The following is a 20,156-nucleotide window of genomic DNA, read 5'->3' as shown; positions in this document are numbered from 1 at the left end:
CTGGCCGTCGGTTTTTCTCACACGTCCAATTGATATTCCTGGGATGGTTTCGCCAGCGTAGGCGTTTAACCGAGCCTGGATCGAGCGGAAAGGCAGGAGGCCTTTCGCATGTCCCTAATTCACCCTCGAATTCCCCTGGGAATTACGCTGCGCCGCATTTTGTCGGGCGCCAGCTTCGTCGGATGTGCGGACATTCGCGTGCAACATGCCACGCACAATAGTCTCGATTGTAGTAGTCAGGCCATGTTTGCAGCACTGCGTGGCCGAGAATTTGACGGCCATCACTTCATTCGCGATGCCATCCAACATGGTGCGACATCGGTCTTGGTCGAATACCCACAATCCGACGTACCGGTCCCGCAATGCGTTGTCCGCAATACACGGCAAGCCTTTGCTCGTATTTGCAGCGCGCTCAACGGCGATCCCTCGCGGGAACTCTCAATCGTCGGCGTCACTGGAACGAACGGAAAGACAACCACCACTTGGTTGGTCCGATCAATTTTGCAAACGGCCGGCATTCAAACCGGACTGTTGGGGACGATTGAATACAACGACGGGATTCGCGCGGAACCCTCCACGTTGACCACGCCCGACTCCATGATGCTGACGGAATGGCTCTCCTCGATGGTGTCGCATGGGACGACCCACGCCGCGATCGAGATGTCCAGCCATGCCTTGGATCAATGCCGTTGCGCCGGAACGCTGATCGACGCCGCAGTGATGACCAACATTACGCACGACCATCTTGATTACCATTTAGACTACGACGCTTATCGCGCCAGCAAACTCCACATTTTTGAAAGCCTCAAACCGGGCGGCGTCGCTGTGCTGAATGCCGATGATCCGGGCAGCATCTCTTGCTTGGCGCATGCTCCGGGACAAGTCATCACGTTTGGCATCCATAATTCCGCCGATGTCTCAGCCACGATTTTGCAACAATCATCGCGAGGAACGACTTTCGTCTTAACGGCTGGAGTCGAGCGCATCGAAGTACGGACCTCGATGATTGGCGAACACAATGTATCGAACTGCCTAGCGGCCGCCGCAGCGATGCTACATGCCGGAATCGCGCTGCCGGATATTGCCGCCGGCATCGAAGCCTTGACCGATGTGCCGGGCCGGTTGGAACGGATCGATTGCGGACAACCTTTCAATATTTTTGTGGATTATGCACATACCGACGATGCGTTGCAGCGGGCGATTGCGGCTGCAAAAACGCTAACAGCGGGTCGTCTGTTTTGTGTCTTCGGCGCGGGAGGAGATCGGGATCGCAGCAAACGCCCACTATTGGGATGCGCCGGGGCCTCTGCCGATGTCGCTGTCGTGACCAGCGACAATCCACGTTCAGAATCACCAACTCAGATTATCGACGAGATTGTGGCCGGAATGCCCATTGCCGCACAACCACACATCGAAGCCGATCGGGCGGAAGCCATCCGTTGGGCATTGTCCCAAGCCGGTCCGCAGGACACGGTCCTCGTCGCCGGAAAAGGACACGAATCCGAACAAATCATTGGCAGTCAGCGTTTACATTTCGACGACCGGGAAGTCATCGGCCGTATCGTGACTGCTGGGCTGAAGGGCCCGCACGACATTCCCGCTACAAATCTCATCGGGCCGCACAAAAACATCGGCCAAATCGCCTAGACCAAGGCACCGTATTAGAAACGAACAGTAAGACAGAATTGATCGGCACAAAAACGCCGGTACCCAACATGCGACACAGAGCGAAGACAACTTTGAATCACCAGGAACCAATCCGATCAATTTCGTTCTTGTTGCGGATTACGATTCCGGGAAATGCAGCGGTGTAACTTCAACATGGACCCCATCTCTATCTCGGACCTATTAGTTGCCACCGGTGGTCATGCCGCCGACGGGCTGGATCGAGATATCAATTTCAATCAAGTGGTTATCGACTCGCGGCAAGTTACCCCGGGTAGTGTTTTCTGGGCTTTGCCGGGAACTTTATGCGACGGCCATGACTTTGTCCGTGACGCCTGTCAACGCGGTGCGGCATTTTGTGTTGTCAATTCAGACCGCAACGACTGGGGCGGACCTGTGGTGAAAGTCGCCCATACCGGCGCCGCATTATCACGGTTCGCACAATGGTATCGAGAACAATTGGAACCGCTGGTGATTGGTGTCACCGGCAGCGTCGGAAAAACAACAACTCGTGAAATGATTCATGCGGCGCTGTCTGCCGATCATTGTGGAATTCGCAGTATTGCGAACTACAACAACGAAATCGGCCTGCCGTTGAGTCTATTTCAACTGGAGAAATCACACGATTACGGCGTATTGGAAATGGGAGCCTGCCACTCCGGCGACATTCGCGACTTGTGTGCGATTGCTCAACCGGAAGTGGGAGTGATCACCGGAATCGTACCGGTGCACTTAGAAAAATTTGGTAGTCTCGAGCAGATCATTCAAACCAAAGCGGAGTTATTGCAGGCGTTACCGAGTGATGGATTTGCAGTCGTCAATGGCGACTGTCCCCACGCTCAAAGTGTCGCGGCTTATGCCAATTGCCCGGTGATTTTTGTCGGAGAATCGCAGGAGAACGAATATCGCGCAACGAACGTTCGCGCCAGTCAGCATCAATTGAGTTTTCACGTCGGAGATCACGAATACCACATACCAGTCAGCGGACGGCATCATTTGCCGGCGGCACTCTGTGCGGTCGCCGTCGCCACGGAAGTCGGCATGGCGGCTGAGCAGATTGCGAAAGGTTTACTACGGTTTGCGACTGCCGCAGGGCGTTGCCAAATCAAACAGATCGGCCCTTGGACAATTATTGACGATTCTTACAACGCCAACCCCACATCAATGCGGGCCGCCTGCCAATTGATGCAGGCTTGGAAAACGGGAAATAAGAAAATCGCCGTCGTCGGCGACATGTTAGAACTTGGTGACGAAGCCGGTCGGTATCACCACGATTTGGGAATTCAAATCGCACAATCAGACATCGATTGTTTACTGGCTTATGGAGACAACGCATACAACGTCATCGCCGGCGCTTTTGAAGCGGGAATGGATGCGCATCAGATGGCTGAGTGCCCGATGTTTGAATCACTGTTGATGAACTTAGACTGCTGGCTGGAAGCGGGCGACGTCTTGCTCGTGAAAGGCTCGCGAACCATGCGAATGGAACGCGTGGTGGAATGGGCGACACGACAAACAGAAGAGATCAACAACTTGGATGCCTTGAGCGTGCCCGCCTGACTTCAAAAACTTTTCTCTGATCACAACCAATACAGACACAACCCCCATTGATTGAAAAACGAAAGGGTAGTTCCGCTACGTGCTGAGGGTTTGCGGGGATCTAAGCACTGCTCAAATATTTTGGGTAGAAGCGTGAATGGCAAATGGATCAAGTGGTTACTGGGTCAATCACTCCAAATGCCGCTTCGCAGCGGAATCTATCTGTCCGGGCGCCGAGGTGGGGACTTCGGCGCCCGGTACTTACAACGGAATACGGCAACGGATTTTTGTAACGGAATTTATAATCCCCTCGGATGGGAAGCAGCGGCTTTGAGCGCAGGCAGCGACACAGCCACCATCGCACCGGGATTTCAACGAAGCCTAGCAGCGTGACGGCTCAATTGTCTGCGGCCGATTAATCTTTTGGCCCACCCCTGTTCGATATCGAATCCCTTCATTAGATACGGAACACTTGGCGGTTTGTCAGACCGTTTCGTAGTGTTGTCACCCGCATGCTAGTTTGGCTTCTTGACCATTTCGCTCCGTTGATGGAGAAGATCGAAATATTCTCTTCCGGCGATTCGCGCGTGTTTCTCACGGCGCGGACTGCCTTGGCGAGCCTGACCGCCTTTTTAATCGCCATCCTGTTGGGACCAACTGCGATCCGCTGGCTGCAATCCCGGTTTCGCGAACGAGTGGTCAGCGGTTCGGCCCGTTTGAATGAAATCCAGGCGTCAAAGAACGCGACTCCCACAATGGGTGGTCTGTTCATCATGGCGGCCATTTTGATTTCGATTCTGATGTGGGGCAATCTCCACAGCCCGTTCGTACTGGTCGCCATTTTTGTGGTGGTTGGCTTCAGCGTCCTGGGCGCAATCGACGATTGGGTCAAACTCAAAGGCGCGCGGAACGGCTTGCGTGCTAAGGAAAAATTCGTCGTGCAACTCGTGCTGGCGGGTACGGCTTCCTTGCTCTTGTATTGGCATCACCGACAAGTTTCACAGGGTCTGGACCTGTTTTGGCCGTTCGGGGAGCACAGCATCTATTTGGGAGTCGGGTTTATCCTGTGGGGTGCCTTCGTGATGGTCGGCAGTTCCAATGCAGTGAATCTGACCGACGGACTCGACGGGCTAGCTTGTGGGTGCATGGTCTTTGCCGGATCGGCCTTTGTCGCGCTGTGTTACATGTCGGGGCATCGGGAGATGTCCGAATATCTCAGCGTGCCGTATATTGCCGGTGCCGGTGAAATGAGCGTCGTTCTGGGAGCCATGGTCGGAGCGGTGATGGGCTTCTTGTGGTTCAATTGTTATCCCGCACAGGTCTTCATGGGGGATACCGGTTCGCTGCCGATGGGCGCTCTGCTCGGTTTGGCGGCCTTGGTGATTCGACAAGAATTGCTGCTGGTCATCGTGGGAGGCGTGTTTGTGATTGAAACACTCAGCGTGATCTCCCAAGTCGGCTGGTTTCGTATGACCGGCCGAAGATTGATCGCCTGTAGTCCGCTCCACAATCACTTCTTGTTTCACGGCCATCATGAAATGAAAATCGTCGTACGATTCTGGATCAGCTCGGCGATCCTGGCGATCATCGCTGTTGCCAGTCTCAAGATCCATTGAGTCTCTCAGCCCGCACAATACGCACAATCCGCCCAATCGGATGTGGGGCTATGACTCTTGCCGCGAATGTTTGACCGCGCCGCTCGATCCTCTCGCCACTGGCTTGCGGACCCCCATTCGGACTCAGCGCTGAGCGGCCAAATCGACGATCCATGAAGGAGACGTCGCACACCGTTTCTCAGTCGCGACCCGGTCTGTCGGGAAGCGGATCACTCCAGTGGAATGTTCAACCCGTGAATAACGATCGCGGATTTTTTCTAGCATTGATTGGCATGCTGCTCGCCATGGGCGTGCTGATGGTGCATAGCGCCAGTATGACGTCGCACCCCAGCCAATCGGAGCAGATTTACCTGTCGCGACACCTGCTGTTCTTGGCCTGCGGTATCGCGGCCGGCATCATCGCTTCGCAATTGCCCGCACAATTCATCTATCGCGCCGCCCCCTTTCTGTTTGCCGTGGTAACCGGTCTGCTGGTTTTGGTGCTCATTCCCGGAATTGGAACACACGTCAACGGCGCGCAACGCTGGTTGCGTCTGGGCACGTTTACGATGCAGCCCGCTGAATTGGCGAAGTTGGCGTTGCCGCTCTTTTTAGCGCGGTTGGTGATGCAGGTCCGTGCGCGAGAAACCGGTTGGTGGACGGGATTTCTGTTGCCCTGTCTACCGGCTGCAGTCATGGTACCGCTCGTCATGCGGCAACCCGATCTCGGGACAGCCTTATTCTTGGCAGCGGGGAGCGGAATATTACTCTTCGTGGCTCGTTGGCCGCTGCGCAATTTTGCACTGATCGCAGCGCCGACCATTCCCGCCATCGCGTATCTGGTGATCCATCGCCCCTACCAAATGCAGCGGATCTCGGGGTTTGTGGCGGCATGGACCGATCCCAGTTCCGCCCCGTATCAATTGAAACAATCGTTGATGACACTGGGAGCGGGTGGAGGTCAGGGCGTCGGGTTGGGAAAAGGCTGGCAAAAATTGAGCTTTTTACCCGAAGCGAACACCGACTTTGTCTTTGCCGTGATTGGTGAAGAACTGGGGCTGATCGGCACATTTTCCGTGGTCGCCTTGTGGATCGGCGTCTATATTTTTGGCATCCGTTTGTTGGCCCGCCACGACAAAAATTCATTCGCCTTTTTAGCAGGGACCACGTTATTAACGCAGATCATTTTGCAGGCGGCGATCAACGTCGCCGTCGTGACAGCCATGGTGCCGCCCAAAGGCATTCCCCATCCGCTGATGAGTTACGGCGGCAGTAACCTCGTGACGACCTTAATGGCCATCGGTCTGATCGTGAGTTTTTCCCGCGCGACGGAATCCGTTGAAGCGACCGCGGTCGACGATTCAGACGTTGAGACGCCACAGTCCCTCGCTGCATAGTCGCAATCTACAACAAGTTGAAAATATGAAAAACACTCGACGTCGGGTGCCACTGCTGGCTTGCCCAGCAGTGTTTAGCAGATCACCCGTCTGACACCGGTGGACAAGCGGTGCATTTCGTTCTAATCTTGCCGGCGCATCATTGATTCGTCGTCACCACCATTCCACAAACCCATTCGCCGCAAGCGCCATTCACCTCGTGTCCGACCCATCACCGAACGCTTCCCCGATTTTCTGTTTTGCCGGTGGCGGTACGGGAGGACATTTGATACCCGGTTTGAACGTGGCCCGTGAATTGCAGCAACGCTATCCCCAAGCGGTCATGCAGTTTCTGGGGTCGGGGCGTCCCCAAGAAGAGGGATTGGTCGCCTCTGCTGGATTTCAGCACTATGCGCTGTCGTCGGAATCGCTGGCTACCGCACGGCGGCGGCCTTGGCAATTTCTTTGGCGAAATTGGCGGGCGGTACGGCAGGCGCGGGCGCTGTTTCAGGATCAAAAACCAACGGCGGTGATCGGACTGGGCGGCTTTGCCAGTGTCCCCCCGGTCGTAGCAGCGCGGCGGATGGGCATTCCCACTGTGCTCTTAGAGCAAAACATCATTCCCGGCCGCGCCACCCGCTGGTTGTGCCGCCGCGCCGGAGCCGTTTGCGTTTCCTATGCCGCTAGTGCGGAGCATCTTCCGGCCGGGGTGAAAGTGGAACAGACCGGCAATCCGGTGCACCCCGACATCGCCGCTTTAGTCGCTTCAAGCCATACCGACCAGCGCCGGATATTGTTGATTCTCGGAGGTAGCCAAGGAGCCTCGGCGGTCAATCGCGCGGTGACGATGGCTGCGGATATCTTGCAAGATCAATTGACCGGTTGGACGATCATGCACCAAACCGGCATCAACGATTGGCGGGAAGTGGAGCATGAATACCAACGGCTCGGGCTTGAACATACGACGTCGCCGTTTTTCTCCGATATGCCGCAACGGTATGCGGATGCTGGTTTGGCCGTCTCACGTGCCGGGGCGACCACGTTAGCGGAATTGGCCTGCGCAGGGTGTCCCACAATCGCCATCCCCTACCCGTATGCCGCCGATGACCACCAACGACTCAACGCTCGTGAATTTGTGACCGCGGGAGCGGCGAAGATCGTCGAGCAACAATCTACCCTGGATCAAACCGCTGAACTGTTGGCGAAACAGATATCACGACTGTTGGCCGATGATGCCCGGCGGTTGGAGATGCGCCATGCGATGCACTCCCTCGCCCGTCCCCTCGCCGCTCGCGATGTTGCAGACATCATCTGCCGCACCGTTGATGACAGTTTGAAACGGTGAATTCCACCTGGTTCCCAAACTCCTGTTTGGGAACCCGATTTCTCGAAGCTCTGCTTCGAGTGAAATTCCAAACGATTCGCCTTGATCGTTTCAACCAGCGAAGCGGAGCTTCGCGAAATTGCGTTCCCAAGCCGGAGCTTGGGAACGAGAACAAAGAATCGATGCTACGGCTTGGCATTGCCTTGCAGATAGGCAAACAAATCCCGCCGTTGTTGCGGACTCAGTTGCTGTAGCAAATTTTCCGGCATCAGCGATGTCGCCGATTCATGCAGTGCTTCGATTTGATTGCGCGGCACTTTCGTGCGGTTATCTTTGGCATCAACCAACGTGATTGAGCCCGCATCTTGTTCCGCCAAAATTCCGGTCATGACTTGCCCGCTCGTCGTCTCCAACACGTAGCTGAGATACTCCTTGCGAATCACAGCACTGGGATCGACGATGTTGGCCAACAGCGCTGCCAGATCGTTGCGATTGGCTTTCGTCAAATCGGGACCAATCTTGCCCCCTTCGTTAAAGAGTGTATGGCAGGTGGCGCAATGCTTCTTAAACAATTCAGCCCCGCTGGCGGGATTCCCGGGAGCAGCGCGGAGATCGTTATTGAACCGCCGCATTTGTGCGAGTTTTTCTTCCGCTGTTCCGGGTTGAATGTTGCCCCAATGTTTACGGACGATCGCATCCAACTCCTCGTCCTCATACAGTGCAATGCGGCGGAGTTGATCGACGGGGAGACTCTCCGGTGAAATCGTGCCGTCTTCCACCAGTGCCAACAACCGCCGTGCCGATTCATGCCGTGCCAACAAAACATCGCGAACCTGCGTTTGCAGCGGTGCCGGAAGAGTCGCGTACTGTGCAAACAGCGCATCGATGAATTCCGCCGATCCGAACCGATTGAGCACCTTGATCGCCGCCGCCCGGACCTCGTCCGGTTGGTCACTGGCCAGTCGCTGTATCACAACAGTCTCACAATCCTCACGACCAAATTCCTGTAGCTGCGACAATAAGGAGAGCAATTGAGGGTCGTCAGCCGCCGCTTGCATCGTAGTGTCGAGGAGATATTGATGTGCTTCCTCAACGCCTGCTCGCAGCGCCAGCGTTAAGGCCTCGCGGTCTTGTTGATTTTTTTGCCAGATGCCGAGGATGTATTGCTTAAGCTCCGGTGACGGTTCAGCAAATGTGCGACGAGCGCGCTCCGCCGCGTCGTTTCCACCCGCTGCGAATTGCGCATACAGTCCGCCATGTCCAATCCCCCCTAATCCGCCCGCTCGTTCCGACAACCCTTGCCCGAGCGCTTTGTGTGCTTCGGCCAAGTGTTTCGAGGGTGTGTTTTGCAAGATCCGTAAGGCAGCATCATATCCGGCTGGGGTTCCTTCGGCGGCATAACGACGGATGAGGTTTCGTAGGATCGGTTGATTGGCAGCGACGTTCCAGGCGTCTGCGTGGGCGAATTGTTCTAAAACTTGATCGGCATCGGCAACCGCCTTGCTCTCCACTGCCCACCACAACAGAAGCGGAATTCGTAGGTCGTCGTTGTCCAAATTCCGAATCAGAATCGCCTGCACGATCGGCAAGGTCGTCGCTGTCGGGAGCCGTTTGGCAGTGCAGGCCAATTGGCTTCGCACGATCGGACTCGGTTCTGTTTCGGCTAAAGCGATCAGCAGCTTGGCCATCGGTTCAGAAACCGACTTGCCGTCCCCCAGCAACCGCACCGTCCAGGCACGCACATATTCATAAGGATGGGCGAGCAGTTGAGCAGCGAATTCATCGTCCAGTCCGCCACTGACATGCAAGGCCCACAGCCCTTGTAGTGCATACCGGCCATTCTCTTGTGTGAGGGCGATTTCGCGCAACCGCGGCCAGGTTGAGGCATCCCGCCGCTCGGCTAACAAAACCCGCGCCCGCTGACCATACCAGCCATTAGGATGCGAAAGCAGATCAACCAACTCGTTGCTGGAAAGCTCCGCTAGATTGATCGGCGGAGTCGGTTTCGCGTCCGTCGCTTGAAGTTTATAAATCCGACCGTTGCTGCGATCCCAATTCGCATCGGGGTCGGGGTGGGCGGTCCGTTGATCGTGGAAATCGGCGAAGTACATCGCCCCATCCGGCCCCAACGTCAAATCGGTCGGCCCAAACCAAGTATCGTGGGAATCAAACAACAATCCGCCATGCTCTGCTGCGACCGTCGTTTGCCGGGGCGTCACTTTCCACCACGAAGCGGAGTGCCCCAAAAAATTCCCACACAAAAACGCGCCGCGAAACCTGTCGGGAAACGTATCCCCCAGATAAATCGTGCCGCCGGTGGTCGGCGTGCCGGTGACGCCGGAGTTTTTCGTGTGTGCGAAATAGCCGTAGGTATAAAGATTGTGCAGCGGGCCGTGTTTGCCGAAACTCTTTTGATAGTACCCCCCCTGCACCGCATGCCAAAACAATCCGCCGTTGGAGCTATAAAACAAATTGCCGTCGGCGTCGAAAGTCAGTCCGTACAGATTGCCTCCACCTTCGGCGAACAATTCGAATTCCTTGGTCACCGGATGATACCGCCAGACGCCTTGTTGAAATTCGATGCCGCGAATGTTGCAAGTCGTTGTGCTGCCGTTGAGCCCATACAACCAACCGTCCGGGCCAAAGGTGAGATGATTGGCCAGCGACTGTGCGTCTTCCATGCCAAAACCGGTCAACAGCACTTCCGGATCCGCGTCGGGAACATCGTCGCGGTTCTTGTCGGGATAAAACAGCAAGTAGGGCACCTGCAAGACAAACACCCCGCCCTGCCCAAAGGCGACACCCGTGCACAGGTTCAATCCATCGACAAAATCCCGAGTCTTGTCGGCGCGGCCGTCGCCATCGGTGTCTTCCAAAATCGTGATCTTGTCCGCACCGCGCGGTCCGTGCGGCGGTGGTTTGGGGACGCGGTCGTAGACAGTCCGCGACCAACGATCGACTTTGACCCGCTTTAGCCCCGCCGGATTAGGATATTGCAGGTATTGAATCGTCCACAGCCGCCCACGATCGTCGCATTTCACAAAAATCGGCTGCCGGATTTCTGGTTCCGAGGCAAATACTTGGATCTCCAGCCCGTCGCTGACGGTCATCTTTCCAGCCGCGTCGGCAGGAGAATAACCTTGCCCGCTCGCCGCCGGAGCGTAGATCACAAGTCCGAGCAACAGAGTCAAGCAGCCCACACCGCGGTTCATCTCCAACATCTTCCAGTGCCTCTCCGCATCCAGACTATAAAAACCGGTCCTCTAACGAGTATTATGAGATGAAAGGCCCGTCACAAGCCCATCGGGGAATTCCGCCCTCGGCGTGTGACGTAGGGATTCTGAACTTCTTCGTGACTGCCGTGGGCAGGGCGAAATTAAATATCGAGAGAGTTGAGTGGATGTTGGAAACGATACCGATCGGTCTGGCGAGCGAAGTTCCGCTCGGAGCGAGCAAGATTTTTGAATCGGACGGTCGCCGCGTGGCGGTTTTCAATCTCGATGGCCAATTTCACGCCATCGACAACAGCTGTCCCCATCGTGGCGCATCGCTAGCCGTGGGTGAGCTGTCGGGCACAACCGTTTCTTGTCCGCTGCATGGTTGGGAATTCGATGTCGTCACCGGCGATTGCACGTCGCATGCAGGCAACCCGGTCGAGCGTTTCGAGGTTCATGTCGAAGAGGGCGAGCTGCGAATCGAAATTCCCCCGGCCGTCGAAACCCCGCCGGTCAAGGACGATGGCGTGCACCGTTATCTCATCCGCTACGGCGCGCTGGGTTGGGTGGCTTGGTTCGGTTCGATTGAATCCGTGGAATGTCGCCACAAAGACCGGGTGGTTGTGAATACCTCGCGCGGCTTGGAGCTCGGGGAAGTTCTGTCGAGCCCGTTGGACGGACGCCGTCCTCTTTCCGTCAACGCCGAGAAACCAACCGGTGAAGTGCTACGCCGCGCAAGCGAGGACGATCTGGCGCAAGTCAAACTGATGTCCGCTGAACCACCCGGATTGTTGGATGCCTGCGAGCAATTGTTGGCCGCGCACGACCCAACGGTGGATGTCGTCGACTTCGAGTTTCTATTCGACGGCAAGACAATCGTGCTGTATTTCTTGGGAGAGCAACTCCCCGAGTTGGAAACCATCGGCGAGCAGTTGTCGAAGCAATTCCATTTCGAGGTCCGCTTTTTCCCGCTCGTCGAACCTCCGCCACAAGCGGGAGGCTGCGGCTCCGGGGGCTGTGGTTCGGGTGGTTGCGGCACAGGCCACGAGTAGGGCAGGCTCCTGCTTGCTGTTGTGCAGGCGCGGGATGTCCAATGTGGTTTATGGCAGGCGGGAGCCTGCCCTACAGCTTGCTCACATTCGGAACAATGCGGCGACGCGTACGCCGTCGATCCGTAATTCCCAAAGCGGTTGGCCCTCTAAAAATAGACGGCCCAGGTTTCCGCTGCGCGGGTCCAGCAAGCGTCCCAGCCGTCCGTACAGCAGCAGGTACTGGGCTTGATCAGGGCCGACAATCGTGATGTCTTGGCGCAGGTCCTCCCACTCTTGCAGCCGTTCGAGTCCGAAGTGTTCCGGAAAGACCCACAGCTTGGCCCCTTGCGGCAGTTGCTGTTGCATCTCCGCCCAGGCCGGTTCGTTCATTGCTGCCCACCAATAATCGATTTCAAATTGCGGGCGTTTGAAATTCCCCGGCAAGGAGCTCACCTCCTGCGGCATTGCCGCGCCGTGCAGTCCGCCGACGGCCAGGTTGTAATACGAAAGCTGCCCCGGATGCATCCGCCACAGCGGCCAAACGGCCAAGGCTGCCAGCGCGGCAATTGCCACCCACTCCCACCGCAAACGCGTCGAGTCTGTGGATTGGTCCGTCCGCTTGAGCCATCGGTCACTGAGTGTTTGGAAACCATAAGCGGCGATCAGCGCCAAAAAGAAAAACGACGCGCGATACAGCCTTACGCCGTCATGAGCTGGGGTGGAGGGGAGCATGACGATCAACGGCAGCACCCAGCTGCTGCCGACCCACAGCCCCAACAGGTCCGAAGTTCGCTCCCGGCGCAGCCAATGCACCAGTCCGACCGCGGCCAAGACCAAGATCCAAATCGGCGTCGTGACCAACGGCAATACAATCACGCTGTGCCAGGGAACCGGCGGCATGCCGGTCATTTGATAGACGTCGCCCAAGTAAAAGGCATCGATTTGCCAACCGTTTTCCTCTTGCCGCAACAGAGCGATGTAATCAAAGAACCCGCCAACGGGATTGGACCACCACAGCGGAATCAGCAAGAGCGCCGTCAGCGGTGTCACCGTGGCCAAACAGACCGCCGCGCGCCACAGTTCCCGTCGGTGATAGAACAGACCCCACACACAAAACCACGGCAGCGCAAACCAAAACGTCGGTTTGGTCATCATGCCCACGCCGCAAAACAGGGCAAACCCAATCGACCACCGCCAATTCTCGCGGCTGTAATACAGTGCCCAGGCGGCTAAGACCCAGAAGCAGCCCACGAGTGTATCGATGTTCAAAAAATGCGCATTGGCAAACAGTCGCGGTGTGCCGAGGAGTGCGAGCACGGCAATCATGGCGGCGCCGTACGACAACTCCCGCCGTATCCACTGAAACACCACGCCACACGTAATGGCAAAAACAATCACGTTCCCCCAGCGATAAGCCGCCGGTGCGGAATCGAACTGGCCAACGGTGACGTAGCCCAACGCAGCAATCAGCGTCGTGGCTGGAAGATTCTTGCTGTCGCTCCGCGCAAAATAAATCCCTTCCCGCAATCGCTCTTTCTCAAACGCGACCGACGGTCCCTGCCCAAACAAATCAACCGTCCAATCGATGAATCGATGCGTGTTGAGAATGTAGATCGGTTCATCGGTCGTCAGACCGTAGTCGCGCACCGTGATCCCCATCAGCAGCATCACGACAATCGACACCACGATTCCGCCGATGGGAATACGCTGCAGCAACGGCCGACGCGTTCGTGCGGTCTGAGCATCGCCGGCGGGTTGCGTCGTGGCTACGTTGTCATCCGGGGCCGCCATGCGGATCTGTCCCGTTATGGAGGTGTGGTCGATGCGAGTACTGGACGCCACGCTGCAGTGACGTGAACAGCCTATTGAAATACTAAAAAACCGTGCGAGTGTCGGGTTCGACTGCTGGCTTGTTGTCAAACAGTGTCTTGGCCGGTCACGCGTTTTGCACTGGCGGGCAAGCCGCCAGTGGCCCCCAACTTTAGTAGACAGTTACCGGCCGCTGATGGGGAGGAAGCGTTGTCCGGTCGGTCCAGTGTAGCGGCTGCGGGGACGAATCAGTCGGTTATTGGCGGTTTGCTCGATAGCGTGCGCCGCCCAACCGGAGACGCGACTGGCGACAAACAGCGGCGTATACAATTCGACATCCAAGCCGAGATAGTGATACAGCCGCGCGCTGGGCCAATCGAGATTCGGAGGAAGTCCTTTCTCCTCTACAACAATCCCTTCGATGACATCGGCCATTTTTTCCAATTCCAGGTTGCGGGTTTTCTCAGCCAATTCTCCGCAGTAGCGTTTCAAAATCACAGCCCGTGGGTCACCGGTTTTATAGACGCGGTGTCCGAATCCCATAATGCGACGTTTCTTGGCCAGCGCATCACGGATCCAATCTTCGGCGTTATCCGGAGACCCAACTTCCTCCAGGACTTCCATCACCCGTTCATTGGCACCGCCATGCAGCGGACCTTTGAGCGCCCCGACTGCCGCAACGATGGCCGAATAAATATCGGACTGCGTCGAGGTCACGACCCGCGCCGTGAATGTCGATGCGTTGAACTCATGTTCGGCGTACAAAATCAGCGAGACATCCATAGCCCGCTCCCGCTGTTCCGACGGGCATTTGCCGGTGATCATGTACAGGATGTTGGCAGCGAAGCTGAGATCGGGATCAGGCTCGATCAAATCCATTCCCAGAGTCATGCGATACCGCGCCGCGATCAGAATAGGAATCTGTGCCAGCATGCGGACCGCTTTGGCGATGTTGCCCCCTTCGGAATCATCGTCGAGTTGCGGGTCGAAATGCGAGATTGCGCTGATTCCGGTTCGCAACACATCCATCGCCCCAACGTGTAGCGGAATCTGCCGTAAAAACTCGATGATCGAGTCGTCGACTTCCGCCGATTCGGAATAGATGGCCAGAAAGTCCGCCAACTCTTCTTCCGAGGGGAGTTTGCCATGCAGCAACAGGTAGGCGACTTCGAGAAACGTGGAGTGCTCGGCTAGGTCGGCGATTGAATAACCGCGGTATTGCAATCCCCCTTCAATCGTCGAGATCGCAGTTTCGCCGGCAATCACGCCTTCTAGTCCGGGATGATAAGCTTCGGTTGTCATGGTATCGAATGGATTGAATGAGAGAAGAAGTGCAGAGGTTTCGTACGGAGATTTCCGCCTTGCCACGTTATACCAAACAATTCGGCCCTCGGCGACGGACAACGTCATTGCCGAGCCGTCGGTATGCCGTCACAATGAAAGGACTGACACAGCACATTGGCTTTAAGGATCCACGAATGCGGGCAATTGTTTCTTGTTTGACAAACAGTTACGGACGCTTCGGCGCGCGGGGCGCGATTGAAAACATTCGCGCTGCCGGGTTGGAGTACCTCGAACTACCGATCCGCACCGCCGGGGCAAAATCGATCTTCGGCGATGAGCCGCTAGTGACGACCGAGGCGAGCACGGCGGACTTAACGGCTGTCAAAAGTCTGCTCAGCGATCATGGTGTCAAATTGGCCAGCTGTAATATCACCAGCGGCAATCCACTGCAGCGTGATGTCGTCGATATCACAAAACACAAACTTGGCATCGCCGCCGAGTTCGGCGTGAAACTCGTAGTCGGGGGAGCTGGGGAAGCAGATGACGCTGAACAATTGTCGCAGCTCTACGCGCATCTCCGCGAGATCGGCGATTGCGCGGCGACGCATGGCATCACTTATTGTTTCGAGACGCATCCGGGAATCTGTGTGAACCATCGGTATATGCTGCAAACCATGGAGGAGCTGCAGCACCCCAATCTGCGGATCAACTTCGATACCGGCAACATGTTGTACTTTAACGAAAACATCGTCGTTGAAGTCGGGTTGGCTAAAGTCTCTCACTACGTCAAACACCTGCACCTGAAGGACAGCCAGGGAAATCCCGGCGAATGGTATTTTCCGGCACTGGGGTATGGAGGGGCCGTAGATTTCCTGCAGGTGCTGCACATCATGCGCGGCTGCGGATTCACAGGGCCGTACAGTTTGGAGCTAGAAGGCATTCGCGGCGAACCGGAGCTCTCTCTCGCTGAGACGCAGCAACGAATTATCGACAGCGTCGAGACACTCAAATCGTGCGGTTACTTTGATTGACCGTCCTGCATGCGGCTTGGGAATAGGCAAGGTTCGTCGACCAGCTAAACAGCGTAGAGGTTTCGGTTTTTAGGGATCGTGCGGCGCGTTGGTCGAACCATTCGCTGAGCGTCGTCATGTGCTGAGCTTGCCCTGTGTCTCAAATTCCAGTTGTGCCGATTTTGACAGACACGCAAAGTGATTCGGCTTTGCGGAATGACAGGCAACTGCCTGGTCGACGCGGTCGAACAGCACATGGTTGGTAGGATGGATACGGCACATGACTCCTTCGCGCATCTTAAAACTGTTGGGAATCCTGGTCGTAATCGCCCCTTGCGCTGGGTGTTGTTGCCACGCCAAGAAGGGAATCACGCTACGCGGTGGATTGGATTTCCGCGAATGTAAAAAGCCATCGGGATTTGTGGAGCTCGTTGATACCGGCTGGGATGAACGTCGCCGCGTGCAGGACTTGCGTTGGTTGGAAAACACAGACTTCGCGGAGTCGACCACACCCTCAGCTCCGAGTTCGCCAGCACCCACAACTTCGGCCCCTGCTTATTCGCAACCCGCAACGACCGTTCCCAAAATCAATCAACCTCCCCAGTCGGGTGTCCCCCCGATGCCCGAGGAACTGCCGCCCCCGCCCCCGATATCGACTCCTCCCGTACCGGCTCCGGAGCCAGAACCGGAACCTCAATTGTCCCCGCAATTGAACGAAGAGTTTGAATTGGACCTGGAGCTCGACGAATCGGTCTCTTTGCCCGCGGACTATAGCGACGAAGAGGACTATCGACGCATGATCGAGCTGTCGGGATACGAACGACCGGTTCGATCCGTCACAAATCGCCCCACACAGGCTCAACCGGCGTCGCGGCAACCGTCAGCGTCTCGATCCGCCGGATGGCTGTGGTCGAAACCGTAGTGCGAAGCACGCGTGCAAGGACGATGTGCACGCATGGGGCTGGTCTTCAGTCGGATTCTTACGAGGCGTCCGTCAACTGGGCGAGGTCCTCGAAGAAACGGGGATACGTTTTCGCGGTGCAGCCGGGGTCCGCAATTTGGATGCCCGGTGATTTGAGGCCCGTGATTGCGAAACTCATCGCCATACGATGATCATCGTAGGTTTCGATCGTCGCCGGGTTTAACGGACCGGGGTAGATCATCAGCCCGTCGTCGAATTCGTCGACCCGAGCCCCCAGCCGCCGCAACTCGATGACCAGGGCGGAAATGCGATCCGTCTCTTTATGCCGCATATGGGCGACATTGCGAATCCGCGTCGGTCCCTCGGCGAACGGCGCGATGGCTGCCAACGTCTGGGCCGTGTCGCTGATCGCATTCATGTCGATGTCGATCCCCCGTAGCGGCCCGCCCCGTACCGTAATGCTGTCGCTGCCATCGATCACGGTGCAGCCCATTTCCGCCAACGCATCAACAAACCCGACGTCTCCCTGCAGTGCGTCACGCGTTAAACCTTCCACGGTGATCTCTCCCCCCGTGACGGCTGCTGCGGCGAAGAAGTAACTGGCGGCCGAAGCATCCGGTTCAATCGCGTAACGAGTCGGCGCGTAGCGTTGCGGTTCGATCGAAAATCGCCTGTAGGAATCATATTCGACCTCGACGCCAAATTGTCGCATCACAGCCAACGTCATTTCGACGTAGGGCACGGAGACCAATGTGCCGGCGACTTGAATGTCCACACGATTGGCTGCTGTGGGAGCCGCCATGAGCACGGCGCTGAGAAACTGGCTTGAGATACTGCCCGGCACATCGACCGTGCCTCCCCGCAAGCCGTTGGCAACAACGCGGACCGGAGGACAGTCTGTGCCCGCAACCGAAGTGACATGGCCTCCCAGTTGATTCAAAGCGGCAATCAGATCGCCGATCGGGCGCTCACGCATGCGTGTCGACCCATCGAGACGATATTCGCCTTGGCCCGCCGCACAGAGTGCCGTTAGAAATCGAATGCTCGTCCCGCTGTTTTCCAGCCATAACTCCGCGCCGCCCGCTGGGACCGTTCCACCACATCCTTTAATACTGACTCTGGCCAACGACTGATCATGCTGCACATTGAATCCCAGCCGTGCCAGGCTTTCGAGCATGACCTGTGTATCTTGGCTGTCCAAAACCCCCGTCAATTCCGAGCCCCCATCGGCCAAAGCGGCCACAATCAAGGCACGGTTGGTGAGACTCTTGGAACCGGGCGGACGGACCGTCCCCGACAACGGTTGCGTGACGGGCGAAATGGGGAGTGGGTCAGACATAGTCGAATTGTCGTTCAGACGCCGTGACTTGGTTGTGAATTGTTGCGATTGCCAGGATTGTGGGGCAGCGCGTGCATCCCCGCCTCCGGACCTCCCACTCGGCTCTCACCGGACGGGGAATCTCGTAACCCATTATAGGAGCATGCCTTAAAACCCACAATCAACGCTCGGCTTCCGGGGGAATCCTCTGCAGGGCAATTGCATCAGCCACAACCCGCATGATCCTATTTCCCGCATTTCCCCTAATCGGACGTGGCTGCAATACCCGATGCACAGCGTAGTGAGGATTAATGTTCCAATGTCCGTCCGCTGACATTTGTAGAAATCCAGAATGCAACAGCCGTCCCTGTTGCCGAAATATTGATGTGCTAACTCCCATGAACGACCGCATTATCGCCCTGGTGGCATTTCTAACATTGTTTGCGTGGCTTTGGTCCACGGAACACAAGAATCGCGAAGAGCGTATCGCTCGCCGCGCCGTTGCCGCATCGCAATTGGTGCTCGACGATGTCGTCTCTCCCGCTGTGAGCATTGTGACCGTCACCGAGCGACCCCGCGACGTGTCCTGTTTTTCCGTGGATCTGTTTCACATTGCGTCATTTCCCTCCCCCGACGGCATTTCGCCCGATTGCTACGGCGTGTGGGACTGTCGTGATGATTTGCAGTGCCTCGATGTTTTGCCGGAGCAAATCAACGCTGCCGAAAGCCAGCCGGCTTCCCCTCAGCGCGATTTGTATCTGATGTTCCGAGACGGTCAGCATTGGGTTTTTAAAAACCTCCGCGCCTTCGAACGCGCCGCCACGACATCAACCCCCGCAGGCAAGCAGACTGCCGCGGGCGACGTTGAGTCCTATCCCACCGGCGCCTGCTTCGAATCGATGCGGGCATCCGCGCCAACTCAATCTGCCGAGCCGCAAGCCATGCAATGGGGGCCGTGGCTGGACGACGTCCGCAGCAGTGCGTCGCAGTATTGGGCTGAGCAGCGGCAGGGGCTGATGGCACGCGTAGAACAACGCCGGGCGCGAGCGGAGGACAGCCGCAGCCGCGCCCGGCGTCTCGTCAACGCGATGACCTCAGAAATCGAAGCGTTCGGCATTCGCTGGATGGACCGCCTGGTTCCCACTCCGGAACAAGACAAAATCACCTCACCTGAACCCGTCGGTCGCTTACTGTAATTCGCCCAGAGCCGCCGGCAGACCGGTTTCGATCGTTGGATAGGCCAGTTCGACCGCCAATTCATCACGCAACCGGCGGTTCCTGCAGCGTTTGTTGAGACTCTCCGCCCCGTGCCGTCCCGAGCCACCACCGCCAAATTGGGGAGCCGCCGCTCCAATCAGCTGGGCCAAGGTTTCATAATACGCGCGGCGCGTTATCGGACGGTCGTCGCTGACTAGATACGTCTGCCCCGCGACACCGCGCTCCGCACAGGCCAGAATTGTGCGGACAATGTCCTCGACGTGGATCAAATTCAGGTACCCTTCAGGATTGCCGGCCAACGGTTCGCCGTCGCGAAGGGCAGCGACGCGGGCCAACAGACGGTTCGGCCCGTAGATACCCGCCAGACGGAGAATTTGAAACTCCGCAGTCGAATCCCCACCCAGCTGCGATTTGATAACCTGTTCGGCATCCAGGCATACTTGACCGTTGTCGCGAATTGGCTCGCACGGGGAGGACTCATCGACCCACTCGCCCCCGGTTTGGCCGTACACGCTCGTGCTGGAAAGATAGATTAAACGGCCTGTGCGCGCGTGAATCTCTGCGAGTACATTTGCTAAACCGTCGACATAGACGTCACGTTGCGAATGCGCAGCTGATCGGTCGAAACCAACGGCGTACAGCAACAAGTCCGCGGCCGGCAGGTCGATTAACGATGCCGGCCGCGTGACATCCCCGATGATCGGCGTGATGCCTTGTGCTGCCAACCGTGTCGCGTTTTCCGCGTTACGCGTCAACGCGCTCACGGAGTGACCTTCGCTCAGCCAGGCTTGCGCGGCGCGTTGGCCGACATACCCACAGCCGATGATCAAAACGTTCACGGTCCCAACTT

14 protein-coding genes are annotated in these 20,156 nt (G+C 57.0%); 9 read left to right on the top strand and 5 right to left on the bottom strand.

The annotated features are described in order from the left end of the window. The first annotated feature begins 108 nt into the window (after positions 1-108). The 5 genes from Mal52_RS25955 to murG all read left to right on the top strand — a co-directional run bounded on the left by Mal52_RS25955 (position 109) and on the right by murG (position 7,520). Positions 109-1,647, top strand: coding sequence for a UDP-N-acetylmuramoyl-L-alanyl-D-glutamate--2,6-diaminopimelate ligase (locus tag Mal52_RS25955; protein WP_145379515.1), 1,539 nt, complete (start codon positions 109-111; stop codon positions 1,645-1,647). A gap of 174 nt (positions 1,648-1,821) precedes the next feature. Beyond that, the gene (locus Mal52_RS25950) at positions 1,822-3,225 is read left to right on the top strand and encodes a UDP-N-acetylmuramoyl-tripeptide--D-alanyl-D-alanine ligase (protein WP_197534472.1); all 1,404 of its coding nucleotides are present in this window, start codon (positions 1,822-1,824) and stop codon (positions 3,223-3,225) included. A 491-nt stretch (positions 3,226-3,716) separates the two neighbouring features. After that, complete coding sequence (mraY, locus tag Mal52_RS25945; RefSeq protein ID WP_145379513.1) at positions 3,717-4,820, top strand: phospho-N-acetylmuramoyl-pentapeptide-transferase; 1,104 nt, start codon at positions 3,717-3,719, stop codon at positions 4,818-4,820. Positions 4,821-5,053: 233 nt separating this feature from the next. After that, entirely contained in the window at positions 5,054-6,196 is a 1,143-nt protein-coding gene (locus Mal52_RS25940) for an FtsW/RodA/SpoVE family cell cycle protein (protein ID WP_231962445.1), read from the top strand. Between the two features lie 199 nt (positions 6,197-6,395). Continuing rightward, positions 6,396-7,520 carry an undecaprenyldiphospho-muramoylpentapeptide beta-N-acetylglucosaminyltransferase gene (gene murG, locus Mal52_RS25935; protein WP_197534471.1) on the top strand — a complete coding sequence of 375 codons (1,125 nt, stop codon included), beginning with the start codon at positions 6,396-6,398 and terminating at the stop codon, positions 7,518-7,520. A gap of 164 nt (positions 7,521-7,684) precedes the next feature. On the opposite strand, the gene Mal52_RS25930 is transcribed toward murG, so the two are convergent. Beyond that, positions 7,685-10,720 (bottom strand): PVC-type heme-binding CxxCH protein, encoded by a 3,036-nt coding sequence (locus tag Mal52_RS25930; protein ID WP_197534470.1) that lies wholly within the window; start codon positions 10,718-10,720, stop codon positions 7,685-7,687. A 179-nt stretch (positions 10,721-10,899) separates the two neighbouring features. Here Mal52_RS25930 and Mal52_RS25925 point away from each other — a divergent pair, with 179 nt between their 5' ends. Then, positions 10,900-11,766 carry a Rieske (2Fe-2S) protein gene (locus Mal52_RS25925; RefSeq protein WP_197533484.1) on the top strand — a complete coding sequence of 289 codons (867 nt, stop codon included), beginning with the start codon at positions 10,900-10,902 and terminating at the stop codon, positions 11,764-11,766. A gap of 81 nt (positions 11,767-11,847) precedes the next feature. Here the strand turns inward: Mal52_RS25925 and Mal52_RS25920 are convergent, their stop codons facing one another. Continuing rightward, a complete protein-coding gene (locus Mal52_RS25920; RefSeq protein WP_145379509.1) occupies positions 11,848-13,536 on the bottom strand; it encodes an ArnT family glycosyltransferase in 1,689 nt (562 codons plus the stop codon). Between the two features lie 201 nt (positions 13,537-13,737). Beyond that, entirely contained in the window at positions 13,738-14,856 is a 1,119-nt protein-coding gene (locus Mal52_RS25915) for a citrate/2-methylcitrate synthase (RefSeq protein WP_145379508.1), read from the bottom strand. Positions 14,857-15,032: 176 nt separating this feature from the next. Here Mal52_RS25915 and Mal52_RS25910 point away from each other — a divergent pair, with 176 nt between their 5' ends. Both Mal52_RS25910 and Mal52_RS30020 read left to right on the top strand, forming a co-directional pair. After that, a complete protein-coding gene (locus tag Mal52_RS25910; RefSeq protein WP_197534469.1) occupies positions 15,033-15,869 on the top strand; it encodes a sugar phosphate isomerase/epimerase family protein in 837 nt (278 codons plus the stop codon). A gap of 259 nt (positions 15,870-16,128) precedes the next feature. Further along, positions 16,129-16,770 carry a hypothetical protein gene (locus Mal52_RS30020; protein WP_197534468.1) on the top strand — a complete coding sequence of 214 codons (642 nt, stop codon included), beginning with the start codon at positions 16,129-16,131 and terminating at the stop codon, positions 16,768-16,770. A 58-nt stretch (positions 16,771-16,828) separates the two neighbouring features. Here the strand turns inward: Mal52_RS30020 and aroA are convergent, their stop codons facing one another. Beyond that, the gene (gene aroA / locus Mal52_RS25900; protein WP_145379506.1) at positions 16,829-18,109 is read right to left on the bottom strand and encodes a 3-phosphoshikimate 1-carboxyvinyltransferase; all 1,281 of its coding nucleotides are present in this window, start codon (positions 18,107-18,109) and stop codon (positions 16,829-16,831) included. Between the two features lie 377 nt (positions 18,110-18,486). On the opposite strand from aroA, the gene Mal52_RS25895 reads away from it, so the two are divergent. Further along, positions 18,487-19,284 carry a hypothetical protein gene (locus Mal52_RS25895; RefSeq protein WP_145379505.1) on the top strand — a complete coding sequence of 266 codons (798 nt, stop codon included), beginning with the start codon at positions 18,487-18,489 and terminating at the stop codon, positions 19,282-19,284. On the opposite strand, the gene Mal52_RS25890 is transcribed toward Mal52_RS25895, so the two are convergent. Next, positions 19,276-20,145, bottom strand: a complete 870-nt coding sequence (locus Mal52_RS25890) for an SDR family oxidoreductase (protein ID WP_145379504.1) — start codon at positions 20,143-20,145, stop codon at positions 19,276-19,278. The two genes, Mal52_RS25895 and Mal52_RS25890, sit on opposite strands and share 9 nt — an antisense overlap. Positions 20,146-20,156 lie beyond the last annotated feature (11 nt).

This window comes from Symmachiella dynata, from assembly GCF_007747995.1.
GTDB classification, from domain to species: Bacteria; Planctomycetota; Planctomycetia; order Planctomycetales; family Planctomycetaceae; genus Symmachiella; species Symmachiella dynata.
Note: the sequence above shows the minus strand (reverse complement) of the source record. Positions and strands in the feature narration are given on the sequence as shown.

What these genes read in the sequence shown, in the direction of transcription:
- Mal52_RS25955 (WP_145379515.1), top strand. Translation starts at nt 109, where the DNA reads ATGTCCCTAATTCACCCTCGAATTCCCCTGGGAATTACGCTGCGCCGC.
- Mal52_RS25950 (WP_197534472.1), top strand. Translation starts at nt 1,822, where the DNA reads ATGGACCCCATCTCTATCTCGGACCTATTAGTTGCCACCGGTGGTCAT.
- mraY (WP_145379513.1), top strand. Translation starts at nt 3,717, where the DNA reads ATGCTAGTTTGGCTTCTTGACCATTTCGCTCCGTTGATGGAGAAGATC.
- Mal52_RS25930 (WP_197534470.1), bottom strand. Translation starts at nt 10,720, where the DNA reads ATGTTGGAGATGAACCGCGGTGTGGGCTGCTTGACTCTGTTGCTCGGA.
- Mal52_RS25925 (WP_197533484.1), top strand. Translation starts at nt 10,900, where the DNA reads ATGTTGGAAACGATACCGATCGGTCTGGCGAGCGAAGTTCCGCTCGGA.
- Mal52_RS25920 (WP_145379509.1), bottom strand. Translation starts at nt 13,536, where the DNA reads ATGGCGGCCCCGGATGACAACGTAGCCACGACGCAACCCGCCGGCGAT.
- Mal52_RS25915 (WP_145379508.1), bottom strand. Translation starts at nt 14,856, where the DNA reads ATGACAACCGAAGCTTATCATCCCGGACTAGAAGGCGTGATTGCCGGC.
- Mal52_RS25910 (WP_197534469.1), top strand. Translation starts at nt 15,033, where the DNA reads ATGCGGGCAATTGTTTCTTGTTTGACAAACAGTTACGGACGCTTCGGC.
- Mal52_RS30020 (WP_197534468.1), top strand. Translation starts at nt 16,129, where the DNA reads ATGACTCCTTCGCGCATCTTAAAACTGTTGGGAATCCTGGTCGTAATC.
- aroA (WP_145379506.1), bottom strand. Translation starts at nt 18,109, where the DNA reads ATGTCTGACCCACTCCCCATTTCGCCCGTCACGCAACCGTTGTCGGGG.
- Mal52_RS25895 (WP_145379505.1), top strand. Translation starts at nt 18,487, where the DNA reads ATGAACGACCGCATTATCGCCCTGGTGGCATTTCTAACATTGTTTGCG.